Origin of the sequence: Cognatishimia coralii, from assembly GCF_037478305.1 — a bacterium.
In the GTDB taxonomy this organism is placed as follows: Bacteria; Pseudomonadota; Alphaproteobacteria; order Rhodobacterales; family Rhodobacteraceae; genus Cognatishimia; species Cognatishimia coralii.
Genome location: NZ_JBBGAZ010000005.1, coordinates 71,182 through 84,961, shown reverse-complemented (window position 1 = coordinate 84,961; position 13,780 = coordinate 71,182). Strand labels below are relative to the sequence as shown.

Here is a 13,780-nt window from a genome sequence, read left to right as displayed (position 1 = left end):
GACATGCGTAAACTGGCTACTCTTTTCGCCCTGACCGCGGCCACCCCGGCATTTGCTGCCTCTGGCCCGTTCTTCTCGCTGACGAACACGGACTTCATCGTTACGATGGCGTTCATCCTGTTCATCCTCGTGCTGTTTTACTTCAAAGTGCCTTCCATTCTGGGCGGCATGCTGGACAAACGCGCCGAGGGCATTCAGTCCGAGCTCGACGAAGCCCGCGCCCTGCGCGAAGAAGCCCAGACCATTCTGGCCTCTTACGAGCGCAAGCAGAAAGAAGTTCAGGAGCAAGCGGATCGCATCGTGGCGCAGGCCAAAGACGAAGCGGTTGCAGCGGCTGAGCAAGCGAAGCTTGACCTGCAGGCATCCATCGCACGCCGTCTGGCGGCAGCTGAGGACCAGATTGCTTCTGCTGAGGCATCTGCGGTCAAAGAAGTGCGTGACCAAGCGATCACCGTCGCGGTTGCGGCTGCGGATGCTGTGATTGCCAAAGGCATGACAGCGGCTGACGGCAACAAGCTGATCGACGCTGCGATTGCAGAGGTTGATGCGAAGCTGCACTAAGCCTCGCTAGATCTGTCAACACAAAGGCCGCTCTTTTGAGCGGCCTTTTGTTTTCGGATCCTTTTAAAGGATCAGACGTCGATTTCTTTTAAAGAAATCGCGGCCTCATTCCCGCCCTTGCTCGTGCTCAAATCGCTGCTTGGCGATCTCTTCGTTTTTCTGTGCCTTGCCGTGATCCTCAAGCGAGCGTTCCACATAGCTGAGATGTGCTTCCACGGCGGCCCTCGCCGCCACTGGATCCCGGGCCTGCAGGGCGTCGTTGATCGCGCGGTGCTGCTCTAGCAAGACCTCGCGCGTTGTGCGCAGTTTGAACATGACCGAGCGGTTATAAAACACGCCTTCGCGCAACAGATCGTACATTGAGCGCATCATGTGCAGCATCACGACGTTATGGCTTGCCTCGATAATGGCCTGATGGAAATCCGCATCCAGCCGCGCTTCATCGGTGGGATTGCGCTTTGGATGCGCGGCTTCCATTTTCTCAAATACTGCGTTGATGACCTTGAGGTCGGTATCTGATGCGTAGGTTGCAGCGCGTTCCGCCGCCAGACCCTCCATGTCGCGCCTAAACGCAATGTAGTCAAAGACAGCTTCGTCATGACTTGCAAAAAGCGAGGTCAACGCGGGGGCGAATGCACTGCCCAAAACGTCGGCGACGAAGATCCCGGCGCCGGCTTTGGCGCTGAGCAAGCCGCGTTCCTGGAGTTCGGAAACCGCTTCACGCAGCGACGGTCGCGAGACGCCCAACTTGTCCGCTAGCTCGCGCTCGGCTGGCAGGCGTTCTCCGGGGCGCAAAATGCCCCGCAGGATCAAAAGTTCGATCTGACGAACCACAGAGTGGCTGAGTTTTTCGGGCGTTACTTTCTGGAAAGGCATGAGGCTTTTTGGCGGGTTCGGGTAAACTGGTCAAGTGATTTGACCACATTCTTGATGCCCAAACCGTCCTTAAAGGTCAGATCTATTGACTTTATAAAAGGTCATGGTTACTTACTTAAAATCGTAATTTTAGTGTGTGAGTCGCTATGTCCTTGAAAGAAAATTTCGCGCGCCGGGCCGAACGCATGAGAGCCTCTGAAATTCGAGAGCTTCTGAAGCTCTTGGATCAACCGGATATCATTTCTTTTGCCGGCGGGATTCCCGATCCAGCTTTGTTTCCGACAGACGCCTTTGCGGCAGCCATGAGCAACGCGGTGAGCGGAGATGCAGGGGCATTGCAATATTCGTCCAGCGAAGGCTATGCGCCTTTGCGGGAATGGCTTGCGCAACATATGACCGAATTGGGCGTGCCTGCGGATGCTGACAACATCTTCATTACGTCGGGGTCCCAACAGGCTCTGGACTATCTCGGTAAGCTTTACTTGTCCGCGCAAGACACGGCCCTGGTCACCTGGCCAACATATCTGGGCGCGTTGGGGGCCTTTAACGCCTATGAAGCGCGCTTTGACCAATTGAACCTGACCGGCAACAGAGGCGCGGATGACTATGTCGCGGGGGCAGAAGCGGCAGGAGGTGCAGTTAAGTTCGCTTATCTTTCCGCCGATTTTTCCAACCCAACCGGAGAAACCGTAGACCGTGAAGGGCGGCTGAAATTGATCGAGGAATGCGACCAGATGGACTGCGCCTTGATCGAGGACGGTGCTTATCAAGCACTGCGGTATGACGGTGAGGCGGTTCCCCCGATACAGGCTCTGGAGGTGGCGCAAAAAGGCAACCTTGAAGAGTGCCGGACGATCTATTGCGGCAGCTTTTCCAAGACTCTGTCGCCGGGGTTGCGCGTTGGATGGGTATGTGCGCGTCGCGACGTGATCCAGAAACTCGTTTTGATAAAACAAGCCGGAGATTTGCATTCCGCAACGCTCAACCAGATGGCGGTCTACCAAGTTGCGGAAAACCTATTCGAGCGCCATATTCCCAAGTTGCAAAAAACCTATGCGGCGCGTCGTGATGCGATGTTGGCGGCGCTTGCCCGAGACATGCCTGCGGGCGTTGAGTGGACGCGTCCAGAAGGAGGGATGTTCGTCTGGCTTACCCTTCCCAAAGGTCTTGATGGCAAAGATCTTCTCGCGCATGCGGTCGAGGCCCACCGCGTGGCGTTTGTACCCGGAGGGGCGTTTTTTGCGGATGGTTCGGGAAGCAACACGATCCGGTTGAGTTTTTCGTTGCCGCCAGAAGACGTGATCAACGAGGGCGTGGCGCGTCTTGGGGCGGCGATGCGCGATTGCATCGGCCGATCTTAGAGTCACTCGTATTTTATTAAAGTTTCTCGCACAGGCTCGTGTCTATGCGATGGGCGATACTTGTTTTGACGGTTTTGGCGGGCTGCGACAGCCCCGGTTTTGGGTTTAGCGCTGCAGAGGTCACGCGGAGCGACGCCGGTGGCCATGCGTTCTCGCTCAGGCGATCGGGCGATGTCGTGCAGGCTATACGTACAAATTTCGTCCGCCGACCGGATATCAATTTGATCGGTCGAGACGCAGAGCTCGCGATCGAGCGCACCTATGGATGTCGCGTCACCAAAATGCGTGGGGATGTTGCGTTGATGGTGGCTCAGCTTGACTGTGAAGGCGCGCCGCGCGATGGGGACTGGGCACGATGGGTGAAACCTCGGCGTAGTCTGGCGTCTTGCTTGGGCTATATCTCGTCAGGCCAAGCCGGTCGGCGCAAGGAAATTGACCTAGTTTGCTTTTAAATGGATTTTTGCATGAAAATTGAAGCAGGACTTTCGGCATAGTCTCCGAACACACTGCAACGTTGAAAGCCTGCGCGCTCGTAAAGCCGATGCGCGTCGTAAAGCGTATTGCCGGTTTCCAGCTTGAGGTCCTTGAGGCCCATGGCGGCTGCAGCGGCTTCCAGATGGGTCAAAAGTGCTGCGCCGATACTTTTGCCCCGTGCTGCGGGTGACACAAACATCGATTTAACCTCTCCGTAGTCCGCCATTACCGCGAGTGCGATACAGCCGAGCGCGTCGTCTTCGTCCCAAGCCGCGAAGAAATGGATATGGTCCTGACAAAGTTCCGATATCTCGAGGTAGTGATTGTCTTCAGCGTCAAAAAGCGACTGCATCAAGGCATGGCTCGCTTCCAATAAGGCAGTGGCTTGCGGCGTGCGCGGGTCAGTGGGTCTTATTGCGAAATCACTCATGGGATGTCCTGAAACGGTCTGGATGAATTGTGCCGCGCGCCAAAGGGGCAGGTCTAGTCATTGAGCGACCTCGTGATCTGTTGGGAGGAAAATTGGAGCGGTACGCCTAGGAAATAAGCACGTTGGTTCGCGCTGAGAGGTAGGCGGCGGGTTGACGTAGTCGTTTGGTGTATACCTCGCGCGCCCGCCGTTCAGGAGCCCTTGCTTTGCGTGGCCAACGGCTAGATCGCTATGGCGGCATTCCCGCTGAACGGCGCAATATATTGTGGATAACTCTTGTGGATATACCGTATTCAGGGGAAATCCGTTGACAGGATCGCCTTTGGCTCCGCAGACTCAGAGCTGAAGGAATCATAAGGAACTGCTGCTTGCGGTTTTCCAAACTCAGACTGACAGGCTTTAAAAGCTTCGTAGATCCGACGGACCTCATCATTGCCGATGGGTTGACCGGCGTTGTCGGTCCCAATGGCTGCGGTAAGTCTAATTTGCTGGAAGCCTTGCGTTGGGTGATGGGCGAAAACCGCCCCACTGCGATGCGTGGCGGTGGTATGGAAGATGTGATTTTCGCAGGCGCTGCGACGCGGCCAGCGCGCAACTTTGCCGAAGTCGCCTTGATGATCGACAACAGTGAGCGTTTGGCGCCTGCAGGGTTTAACACTGAGGATGCGATCGAGATCGTGCGGCGGATCACACGCGACGTGGGCTCTGCCTACAAGGTGAACGTCAAGGACGTGCGCGCGCGCGATGTGCAGATGCTCTTTGCGGATGCATCCACCGGTGCGCATTCCCCGGCCTTGGTGCGGCAGGGGCAAATTTCCGAGCTGATCAACTCCAAACCCAAGGCGCGGCGACGGATCCTGGAAGAGGCGGCTGGGATCTCGGGGCTTTATCAGCGGCGGCATGAGGCGGAGCTGAAACTCAAGAATGCGGAGCAGAACCTCACCCGTGTCGATGACGTGATCGAGCAGCTGGCTTCGCAGCTTGCGAGCCTTGCGCGGCAGGCCAAACAGGCCGCACGCTATCGGGCCATCGGGGCAGAGCTGCGTCAGTCTGAAGGCATGTTGCTTTATCGCCGTTGGCGCGAGGCCGAAGAGGCGCGGGCCAAGGCCGCTGACGATCTGAAAACCGGCACGATGAGCGCGGCGCAGGCGGAAAGCGCGGCACGCGCTGCCGCCAAAGCGCGGGAAGAGGCCGACGCGATGTTGCCGCCTCTGCGCGAAGAAGACGCGATTGCGAGCGCCGTTTTGCAACGGCTTTTGGTGCAGCGAGACAGCCTGAAGGATCAAGAGGATCACGCCCGTCAGATCATCACCACGCTGACAAATCGGATCGATCAGCTGACGCGCGATATGGCGCGCGAAGCCGAGCTGAACAAAGATGCGGGCGAGACGATCTCGCGTCTGGAATGGGAGCAGCGCGAGCTGGCGAAAGCCGCAGAAGGCCATGAGGATCGGCTTGAGACCGCGAGCTCTGAGGCGCGCGAGGCGGCGACCGTGTTGCAGGATCGCGAGACCGACCTGGCCGAGCTGACCGAAGATGTGGCACGTTTGGCGGCGCGGCATCAGTCAGCACAACGCTATCTATCGGACATGCGTCGCCAGCTCGAGAAAAACGAAGCCGATGCAACGAAGGCGCGTGAGGCCGTGGACGGCAGCAAATTCGCATTGGCCAAGGCCGATCGGGATTTCGAAACCGCGCAGGCCGAGGAGGCCGCGGCCATCAAATTGGCCGAGGAGGTTGAGGAGCAGCTTACGGCTGCCGAGGAGGCGCGCGCCGAGGCGCAATCGCGCGAGGCGGATGCGCGGGCGGAGCGGTCTGAGGCTGAGGGCGAGCTGAATGCTCTGCGCGCCGAAGTCACGACGCTCGCGAAATTGGTCGAGCGGGACACGGCCGAAGGTGGCCATATTCTGGACCGTCTGCAGGTGCAGCAGGGGTTTGAAAAGGCGCTTGGCGCGGCGATGGCCGATGATCTGCGTGCGCCCGAGGTCGATGAGGACGGGCCAAGCGGTTGGCATGTGCTGCCGCAATATGATCAGGTGCAGGATCTGCCTGCGGGCGTGACCTCTTTGGTGCAGCATGTCTCGGTGCCAGAGGTGCTGGAACGCCGGATGAGCCAGATTGGGTTGACCACGGCTGAGGATGCATTGGCGTTGCAGCCCTTGTTGAAACCGGGGCAGCGGCTCGTGTCCATTGAGGGTGATCTCTGGCGCTGGGATGGGTTCCGGGCCTGGGCTGAGGACGCGCCTTCGGCTGCGGCCTTGCGCTTGCAACAGCTCAATCGTTTGGAAGAGTTGAAACAGGAATTGGCGCGGGCCACGGCGCGGGCGGATGGCGCCGTTCAAGCGCATGAGAGCCTGCAGCAACGCCTTCGGGATTTGACCGAGGCGGATCGTTTGGCGCGTGAGGCGCGGAAATCGGCGGACCGTGCGCAAGCCGACGCGGCACGTGCGCTGAGCCGCGCGGAAGCGGATCGCAATTTGGCGGCGGGCAAGCTGGAAACGCTGGGCCAGGCAGTTGCGCGCCACGAAGAAGAGGCGATGGAGGCGCGTGGGCGCGTCCAAGAAGCCGAGCGCGCCATGGGGGATCTGGGTGATCTGGATGCCGCGCGCGCCGGTGTTGAGCAGATCAAACTTACGGTCGAGGCTGCTCGGATCACCATGATGTCCAAACGCTCGGCCCATGATGAGGTGCGGCGTGAAGGCGAAAGCCGCACCGCCCGCAGCCAGCAGGTGTATAAAGAAATCAACGGCTGGAAGCACCGACTGGAAACCGCCGAAAAACGCAGCTCTGAGCTGTCTGAGCGCAAGGTAACCTCCGAGGGCGAGCTGGTCGATGCGCAGGCCGCCCCCGAAGAGATTGCAGCCAAGCGCGCAGAGCTTGGCGCGCAGATCGAGGCCTCGGAAAAGCGCAAGGGCGAGGCGGCGAATGCCTTGTCTGAGGGCGAGAGCGTGTTGCGCAAGGCCGAGCAAGGCGAGCGGGACGCGGAACGCGCGGCCTCGGATGCGCGCGAGGCGCGGGCGCGGGCCGAGGCCTTGGCGGATGCAGCTTTGGAGAGCGTGACGCAGGGGGCCGAGCGCATTCAGGACGAGATGGAATTGACGCCTGAGGGCTTGCTGAAAACACTGGATCTGGCGCCTGAGAATATGCCGTCGAGCCATACAATCGAAGGCGATGTAAACCGTCTGAAACGGCAGCGGGATGCGTTGGGTGCGGTGAACCTACGCGCTGAAGAAGACGCGCGTGAGGTTCAGGAAGAGCACGATACTCTGGTGAATGAAAAGCAGGACCTTGAGGAGGCGATCCGTACGTTGCGGTCTGGCATTGCAAGTCTGAACTCTGAAGGGCGCGAGCGTCTGTTGACGGCCTTTGAGCAGGTGAACGGCAATTTCGCGATGCTGTTTAAGCATCTTTTCGGCGGTGGTGAGGCGAACCTTGTGATGGTCGAAAGCGAAGACCCGCTGGATGCCGGTCTTGAGATCATGTGCCAGCCTCCGGGGAAGAAGCTCTCGACGCTGTCCTTGTTGTCGGGTGGTGAGCAGACGTTGACGGCCTTGGCGCTGATCTTTGCGGTCTTCTTGGCGAACCCTGCGCCGATCTGTGTGCTGGACGAGGTCGACGCGCCTTTGGATGACGCGAACGTCACGCGCTTCTGTGATATGCTGGATGAGATGCGCCGTCAGACGGATACGCGGTTCCTGATTATCACGCACCACGCGGTGACTATGGCGCGGATGGATCGTCTGTTTGGCGTAACCATGCAGGAGCAGGGCGTGAGCCAGTTGGTCTCTGTGGATCTGAAGGCGGCAGAAACGCTGGTGGCTTAAGCCACGTGGTTAACACCTCGTTGAGATTTCATCTCTAGGTCTAATCCTGCTGCAATCCATTGCAGTAGAAGGAGGTGATTTGGTTGAAAGATCAAACCTTTCGTTTGCTGATGCTGGCGATAGCGGCACTAAGCCTGCTTGTCGCCTGCATCAGGCTTTGGATCAGCCTTTAAAGGTTCGTGAAAAGCAAACCCCGCAGAGCTGCAACTCTGCGGGGTTACTTAAGTGATCTGTGAAAGAACACCTTTCGTTATGATCAGCATTCTCCACTTTCCTTACAAAAAAGTAAAGATACCGCCGAAAACATGGTTAAAGCCGCGATAGGAGCGCCGCTGTCGGCCAAGCGTCTGCAGGCAGGCCGAGACGTTGCTGTTCAACTTGCACGGCAGCCCGCGTTCCGGCACCCAGGATACCGTCGATTTTGCCGACGTCATGGCCTCGTGCCTGCAATTTGCGTTGCAACTGTTTCATCTCGGCGCCCTGCAAACCCGGCTCGGGATTGCCCTGATTGTAAGGCGCAGCGCCCTCAAGACGAGTCGCGAAATAGGCGGCGGTGGTCACATAGATAAAGCTCTGGTTCCACTCGAAATAGACCTTGAAGTTCGGGTAAGCGATGAAGGCCGGTCCCTTACGACCCTGTGGTAGGATCAAAGACGCGGGCAGGTTCGCAAGTTTGCCTTCGCGCGGTTTTACACCCATACGGGCCCAGTCGCGGGCATCGAGCGTGGTGTCCACGCCAGAGAGCGACCAATCCATATCCGCAGGCACGGTGACCTCTTGCAGCCAAGGCTCTCCGGCGCGCCAGCCGAGGTGGTTGAGCATCTTGCCGCCGGACATCAGCGCATCTACGGCAGAGGTCTTGAGCCGAACATGGCCGTCGCCGTCACCATCCACGCCGTTCTCGATAATGTCGCCGGGCAGCATCTGGACCATGCCGATTTCACCCGCCCAGGCGCCGGTGGTTTTGGTTGGCGAGAAGTCGCCCTGCGCGTAAAGCTCAAGTGCCGCAAAGACTTGGGGGCGGAACAATTCCGGGCGGCGGCAGTCATGCGACAAAGTCACCAAAGAATTCAACGTATTAAAGTTGCCCTGATAGCCGCCGAAGTCGGTTTCAAAGGCCCAGAATGCCAGCAGAACGCCACGCGAGACGCCGTAGTCGCGTTCGATCCGGTCAAAGGTACGGGCGTATTCCTGACCTTTGGATTTACCGGTGTTGAGGCGGTTTGAGCTGATCAGGCGTTGAGAAAATTCCAGAAACGGTTTCTGAAAAACCCCTTGAGCGCGGTCTGCGTCCAGCGTTTTTTGATCCTTCGCTACTGAGGCGAAGAAGTCGTTCACCATGCCACGGGAATACCCCATGGCGCGGGCTTCTTTCTTCAGATCGTTGACGAAACCGTTAAAAGACCCGCCGCATGGCGTGTTGGCGGCGGCGACACCGGCGCTGAAAACCAGCGCGGCGATACTCGTGACTAGGCGCATGAAAAACCCTCGTGGATGTTGTTGGCCAAAAGGTTAACACGCTTTTTTTGCGACGTCGTGGTTACAACAGCGCGAGTAGGCAAATTATGACCAGCATCAGGCCCCAGGCGCGCCAGAGGGCGGAAACTGCGGCATCTATGTCATTCGCCGTCAGGTTTTTGCGACCAAAGTCGTGAACAAAAGGATAGTCCACAAGTTGATTGTCATAGGTCCGAGGGCCAGAGAGCGCGATATCCAAAGCGCGCGCCATGGCGGATTCGGGCCAACCTGCGTTGGGGGAACGATGCAGGGCGGCGTCGGCGCGGATGTCGGACCAGAGCGTCAGGCCTTTGTGTGTGACGGCGATTAATACTGCGGTGAGCCGCGCAGGGATCCAGTTCAAGACATCGTCGAAGCAGGCAGAGGCCCAGCCGAAATCCTTATAGGTGTCGTTTTTGTAGCCGATCATACTGTCGGCGGTATTAACGGCCTTATAGATCAAGAGCCCGGGCAGACCTGCGATGAGGAACCAAAAAGTGGGGGCGATGACGCCGTCCGAGAGGTTCTCTGCTGCGCTTTCGATGGCGGCGCGGCTGACACCGGATTGATCCAGCGTTTTGGTCTCGCGTCCGACGATTCTCGCGACGGCTCTCTGGCCGTCCTCAACCGAGGTGCGTAGGGCCGTGGCGACGTCTTTGACATGATCGACCAAGGAGCGTTGTGCCAGCAGGATGGCCGCGATCAGCAGGGTCGGCAGCCAGCCAAACCACGAGACAACGCAGCCAATGATCCAGCCGCCCACCACAAGCGCGGCGGCCACAAGCACGCCTTTGAGTTTACGAGACGCGCCGGTGTTCAGCCGTGTGTCCATCCATGAGATTGCTTTGCCCATCAAAACCGCCGGATGGGGCACGCGATCCCACAGCCATTTTGGTTCCCCCAGAAGGGCATCAAGAAGAAGGGCGAGGCAGAGAATGCTGGCGGTGCTCATGAAAAACTCTTGTCGATGGCGGCCTCAAGCTGGTCCCAGCGGTCGGGTGCGGGCAGGCCGAGGCGGATGTAGGTTTTGGAATAGGGGAAGATGCGCGACCAAATGTGGTTTTCTGCGAGGCGGTTTTGGGTGATCTCGGCGTCCTCGACTTCGTAGAGGCGAAAGAGGGAACAGCCACCCGCGATGCGCGCGCCTTTGGTGGTCATCAGGTGATCAAGGCGTTCTGCGTCTGCGGCTAGACGCGTGCGCGCGGTCCTCGCCCAGTCGCTGTCGCAGAGGGCGTCGGTGCCGACGGCGAGCGCGGGGCCAGAGACGGCCCAGGGGCCTATGTGATCGCGCATTTTGGCGATCGGCTCGGGGCGGGCGATCATGAAGCCAAGGCGCAGGCCAGCAAGGCCCCAGAACTTGCCGAAACTCTTGAGAATGAAGCGGTCGCCGTCTAGGGCCGAGGCCATGAGAGAGCGTTCTGGTGCGATGTCACAGAAGCTTTCGTCGATGACGGTGGCTTTGGTGGTCAGATCGTCAAGGCTCCAGAAATGGCCGGTGGGATTGTTAGGATGCACCAACACCCGCAACTCTTGCGAGGCTCCGATCGACCAGCCCTGTGCCTCAAAGGCGGCAGCATGTTCGTTGTAGGTGGGGGCGGGGATATCCACCGTGTTGCCTGCAAAGAGGGAGGGCATCCGACTGATGAGCGCCGAGGCCCCCGGGGTGGCGAGGATGTCGAGGTCGTCTGGCACTTGCCAGAAGCGTCGCGCGGCCTCGGTTAAACCCGTCTGAGCCGAGTAGTCTGGCAAGGCAGTCCAGCAATCTGGCGTAAACGCGGGCAAAGGATAGGGGACCGGGTTGATCCCTGTGGACAGGTCAATCCACGTCTCGCGCGTGCCGCCATAGCGGGCGATTTGCGCGTCCAGATTGCCGCCGTGATCTCTTGTTTCGCCCATGTCTGGCCCTTTGCTATCGCCTGTTCCTTCGCGGAAAACAGGCTGTTTTGCAAGGGGGGAGCATGGGGGCAGAGCGGCGGGTCTTTGCCTGCGCAAAATGCACCAGCACGTGCCCGCCGCGTAAAGACGCTCTGCGCTATCCGCGCCCGTGCGGTTCCAGATAATCCAGAACCGGATTGATCGGCACGATCCGGTGCGGGTTAATGCTCTCGTGGCTGTAGTGATAGTGGCGCACGATGTGACCCATATCCACGGTCTCGGCGACGCCCGGCATCTGATAGAGCTCGCGCGTATAGGCCCAGAGGTTCGGATAGTCGATCAGCCGCTTGCGGTTGCATTTGAAATGCAGGTGATAGACCGGATCAAAACGGATGAGCGTGGTGAACAGCCGCCAATCCGCCTCGGTAAGACGATCCCCCATCAGGTAGCGGTTGTTCGCGAGCCGTGTCTCAAGCCAATCGAGCGTGTCAAACAGCGGGTGCACGGCGGCGTCATAGGCCGCTTGCGTTGTGGCAAATCCTGACTTGTAGACGCCATTGTTCAGCGTGTCATAAATCCGCGCGTTGACCTCTTCGATGGCGTCGCGCATCTCGGCGGGCCAGTAGTCATCCGTGCTGCCCGTGATCCCGTCAAAAGCTGAATTGAACATGCGGATGATTTCGGAGCTTTCGTTGGAAACGATGGTCTCTTGCTCTTTGTCCCAGAGGATCGGCACGGTCACGCGACCGGAATAGGTGGGGTCGGCGCGGGTATAGAGGTTATGCGAGAATTTAGACCCATAGAGCGGATCGCCCTGCGCGACGCCGTCCTTCTCAAAGGTCCAGCCCTGATCGAGCATGTCCGGATGGACGGCAGAGACATCAATATGTTCAGTCAGCCCTTTCAGGGTGCGGAAAATTAGCGTGCGGTGCGCCCAGGGACAGGCCATCGACACATAGAGATGATAGCGTCCGCTTTCGGCCTTAAACCCAGCCTTACCGCTTTCGCCCGCGCTCCCGTCTGCGGTGATCCAATTGCGAAACTGTGCGGCAGAGCGCACGAATTTCCCGCCACTGGATTTGGTGTCATACCATTGATCCACCCATTTTCCGTCAACCAGCAGGCCCATTGAGATCTCCTTAAATATTTGCAACTAACCTAGAGCGCCAATACGCAAGCGCATAGTGAACTGATGCAGAAGAGTTGCGCTTTGACGCACAGTTGTCGCTAGCTTACTTGCCCGTCTTGATTTTCCGGCAATGCGCGCACAAGTTGTGTGTCGGGTAAGGGTATGAACGCGATGAATTTTCTTCCGAAAGAGGTTCAGGCTGGGCTGGACGCGGCGCGCAAGCGCGATCTGAAACGCAAAACGCGCATGCGTGTGCGGGTGGGCGACGAGGTCTATCCGTTGCTGCGCTTTGAGGACAACGGCTTTACGCTCGATAGCGCCAATGCGCCGTATCTGCGCGGTTTGGTGGATCTTTATGACGGCTCAAAGCACCTCTATCAGTGCCTGATCGTGGCCTCGCAGGAAGAAGACGGCGAGATGCTCTATGAGTTCAAACGCGCAACAGTTGCCGAGGACCAAGCGCCGCTGGATTTTGCCCGCGATGAAAACGCGCCGGTCGCCTTGGTGACGGACCAGCGCGGTTAAGTCTATTGTAGATCTTTGAACGCCTCGGCCAGACGCTCAACCGCGGTCTGAACCACGCTGCGCGGCGTGGCAAAGTTAAAGCGTAGGAAGTTCTCGCCGCCTTTGCCAAATGTCGGCCCGTGGTTCACCGCGATCCGCGCGTCTTTCTCGACCCGCTTGGTGAACTCTTCGCGCGCCATGCCGGTGCCCGAGAAATCGACCCAGCCCAGATAAGTGGCCTCCATCGGCATCGAGGCAAGCCCCGGAATATCCGCAATCGCCGCATCCAGTAGCTGACGGTTCCCGTCCAGATACGTGATCAGAGCGTCCACCCATTCCGCGCCCTCAGGCGTATAGGCGGCCTCGGCCATATAGAGACCAAAGCTGTTGGGGCTGAGACCAAGCGCGGCCATACGGCCTGCAAAGCGCGCGCGCAGATCCGGGTCGGGGATGATTACGTTGCCTGAGTGGCTACCGGCGATATTGAAGGTCTTGGTGGTCGCGGTCATCATCACCAGACGGTCCATGATCGAAGGATCGACCAGCGTCATAGGCGTGTGTTTCACGCCCGGAAAGACCAGATCATGGTGGATTTCATCGCTGACCAAAATCAGATCGTGACGTTTGGCGAACTCGGCCACGCCTTGCAATTCCTTGCGCGTCCAGACCCGCCCGCCTGGGTTATGCGGCGAGCAGAGGATCAGCATGGACTCATGGCCTTTCATCTGCGCGTCCCAGGCGTCGAAGTCCATTTCGTAGCGGCCATTTTTATTGGCCAATTCGCATTCCACAACCTCGCGGCCCGCAGCCTTAATCACGCGTGCAAAGGCGTGGTAGACTGGCGTCATCAGGACGATGCCGTCTCCGGGTTTTGAAAAGGCGTCGACGCAGACGGCCGTGCCATTGACCAACCCATGCGTGGTGAAAATCTCGGGTGCGGTGACTTTCCAGCCATGGCGGTTTTCCATCCACCAGCAAATCGCGTCTTTATAAGGCGCTTCATCGCCGTAATAGCCGTAGATGCCTTGATCCTGCATCTTGGTGATCGCGTCCGCCACACATTGCGGTGGGCGGAAATCCATATCGGCCACCCACATCGCGATGCCATCTTTGGCGGGCACGCCGTAGATCGGCTCCATCATGTCCCATTTCACGGAATGGGTGCCAAAGCGATTGATGACTTCGTCGAAATTCATGGGGGACCTCACTCTAACTGTTGCCCCGCACGCTACCCGAAAGCGCGAGACGT

The 13,780-nt window shown here is 58.7% G+C and carries 12 protein-coding genes; 5 read left to right on the top strand and 7 right to left on the bottom strand.

Annotation, left to right across the window (positions count from 1 at the left end; genetic code table 11):
• Positions 1-3 precede the first annotated feature (3 nt).
• On the top strand, positions 4-561 hold the full coding sequence (locus tag WG622_RS10665) for a F0F1 ATP synthase subunit B (RefSeq protein ID WP_339403562.1): 558 nt from the start codon (positions 4-6) through the stop codon (positions 559-561).
• 105 nt (positions 562-666) lie between these two features.
• Here WG622_RS10665 and WG622_RS10660 read toward each other — a convergent pair whose 3' ends face one another.
• Entirely contained in the window at positions 667-1,437 is a 771-nt protein-coding gene (locus WG622_RS10660) for a FadR/GntR family transcriptional regulator (RefSeq protein WP_339403561.1), read from the bottom strand.
• Between the two features lie 146 nt (positions 1,438-1,583).
• On the opposite strand from WG622_RS10660, the gene WG622_RS10655 reads away from it, so the two are divergent.
• A complete protein-coding gene (locus tag WG622_RS10655; protein ID WP_339403560.1) occupies positions 1,584-2,798 on the top strand; it encodes an aminotransferase-like domain-containing protein in 1,215 nt (404 codons plus the stop codon).
• Positions 2,799-2,842: 44 nt separating this feature from the next.
• A complete protein-coding gene (locus WG622_RS10650; protein ID WP_339403559.1) occupies positions 2,843-3,250 on the top strand; it encodes a hypothetical protein in 408 nt (135 codons plus the stop codon).
• On the opposite strand, the gene WG622_RS10645 is transcribed toward WG622_RS10650, so the two are convergent.
• Positions 3,247-3,702 (bottom strand): GNAT family N-acetyltransferase, encoded by a 456-nt coding sequence (locus WG622_RS10645; RefSeq protein WP_339403558.1) that lies wholly within the window; start codon positions 3,700-3,702, stop codon positions 3,247-3,249. The genes WG622_RS10650 and WG622_RS10645 overlap by 4 nt on opposite strands.
• Before the next feature lie 368 nt (positions 3,703-4,070).
• On the opposite strand from WG622_RS10645, the gene smc reads away from it, so the two are divergent.
• The gene (smc, locus tag WG622_RS10640; RefSeq protein WP_339403557.1) at positions 4,071-7,526 is read left to right on the top strand and encodes a chromosome segregation protein SMC; all 3,456 of its coding nucleotides are present in this window, start codon (positions 4,071-4,073) and stop codon (positions 7,524-7,526) included.
• A 309-nt stretch (positions 7,527-7,835) separates the two neighbouring features.
• Here smc and WG622_RS10635 read toward each other — a convergent pair whose 3' ends face one another.
• The 4 genes from WG622_RS10635 to WG622_RS10620 all read right to left on the bottom strand — a co-directional run bounded on the left by WG622_RS10635 (position 7,836) and on the right by WG622_RS10620 (position 12,027).
• On the bottom strand, positions 7,836-9,005 hold the full coding sequence (locus WG622_RS10635) for a lytic murein transglycosylase (RefSeq protein WP_339403556.1): 1,170 nt from the start codon (positions 9,003-9,005) through the stop codon (positions 7,836-7,838).
• Between the two features lie 61 nt (positions 9,006-9,066).
• The gene (gene cbiB, locus WG622_RS10630; RefSeq protein ID WP_339403555.1) at positions 9,067-9,975 is read right to left on the bottom strand and encodes an adenosylcobinamide-phosphate synthase CbiB; all 909 of its coding nucleotides are present in this window, start codon (positions 9,973-9,975) and stop codon (positions 9,067-9,069) included.
• The gene (locus WG622_RS10625; RefSeq protein WP_339403554.1) at positions 9,972-10,919 is read right to left on the bottom strand and encodes a threonine-phosphate decarboxylase; all 948 of its coding nucleotides are present in this window, start codon (positions 10,917-10,919) and stop codon (positions 9,972-9,974) included. The genes cbiB and WG622_RS10625 overlap by 4 nt, the downstream gene beginning before the upstream one ends.
• Positions 10,920-11,055: 136 nt before the next feature.
• The gene (locus WG622_RS10620; RefSeq protein ID WP_339403553.1) at positions 11,056-12,027 is read right to left on the bottom strand and encodes a glutathione S-transferase family protein; all 972 of its coding nucleotides are present in this window, start codon (positions 12,025-12,027) and stop codon (positions 11,056-11,058) included.
• Positions 12,028-12,198: 171 nt separating this feature from the next.
• Between WG622_RS10620 and WG622_RS10615 the strand changes: the two genes are divergently transcribed.
• Entirely contained in the window at positions 12,199-12,552 is a 354-nt protein-coding gene (locus WG622_RS10615; RefSeq protein WP_339403552.1) for a hypothetical protein, read from the top strand.
• Positions 12,553-12,554: 2 nt separating this feature from the next.
• On the opposite strand, the gene WG622_RS10610 is transcribed toward WG622_RS10615, so the two are convergent.
• On the bottom strand, positions 12,555-13,727 hold the full coding sequence (locus WG622_RS10610; RefSeq protein ID WP_339403551.1) for a MalY/PatB family protein: 1,173 nt from the start codon (positions 13,725-13,727) through the stop codon (positions 12,555-12,557).
• Positions 13,728-13,780 lie beyond the last annotated feature (53 nt).

Coding starts and splice junctions, on each gene's coding strand:
- WG622_RS10665 (WP_339403562.1), top strand. CDS start 4: ATGCGTAAACTGGCTACTCTTTTCGCCCTGACCGCGGCCACCCCGGCA.
- WG622_RS10660 (WP_339403561.1), bottom strand. CDS start 1,437: ATGCCTTTCCAGAAAGTAACGCCCGAAAAACTCAGCCACTCTGTGGTT.
- WG622_RS10635 (WP_339403556.1), bottom strand. CDS start 9,005: ATGCGCCTAGTCACGAGTATCGCCGCGCTGGTTTTCAGCGCCGGTGTC.
- WG622_RS10620 (WP_339403553.1), bottom strand. CDS start 12,027: ATGGGCCTGCTGGTTGACGGAAAATGGGTGGATCAATGGTATGACACC.
- WG622_RS10610 (WP_339403551.1), bottom strand. CDS start 13,727: ATGAATTTCGACGAAGTCATCAATCGCTTTGGCACCCATTCCGTGAAA.
- cbiB (WP_339403555.1), bottom strand. CDS start 9,975: ATGAGCACCGCCAGCATTCTCTGCCTCGCCCTTCTTCTTGATGCCCTT.
- WG622_RS10615 (WP_339403552.1), top strand. CDS start 12,199: ATGAATTTTCTTCCGAAAGAGGTTCAGGCTGGGCTGGACGCGGCGCGC.
- WG622_RS10655 (WP_339403560.1), top strand. CDS start 1,584: ATGTCCTTGAAAGAAAATTTCGCGCGCCGGGCCGAACGCATGAGAGCC.
- WG622_RS10645 (WP_339403558.1), bottom strand. CDS start 3,702: ATGAGTGATTTCGCAATAAGACCCACTGACCCGCGCACGCCGCAAGCC.
- WG622_RS10625 (WP_339403554.1), bottom strand. CDS start 10,919: ATGGGCGAAACAAGAGATCACGGCGGCAATCTGGACGCGCAAATCGCC.
- WG622_RS10650 (WP_339403559.1), top strand. CDS start 2,843: ATGCGATGGGCGATACTTGTTTTGACGGTTTTGGCGGGCTGCGACAGC.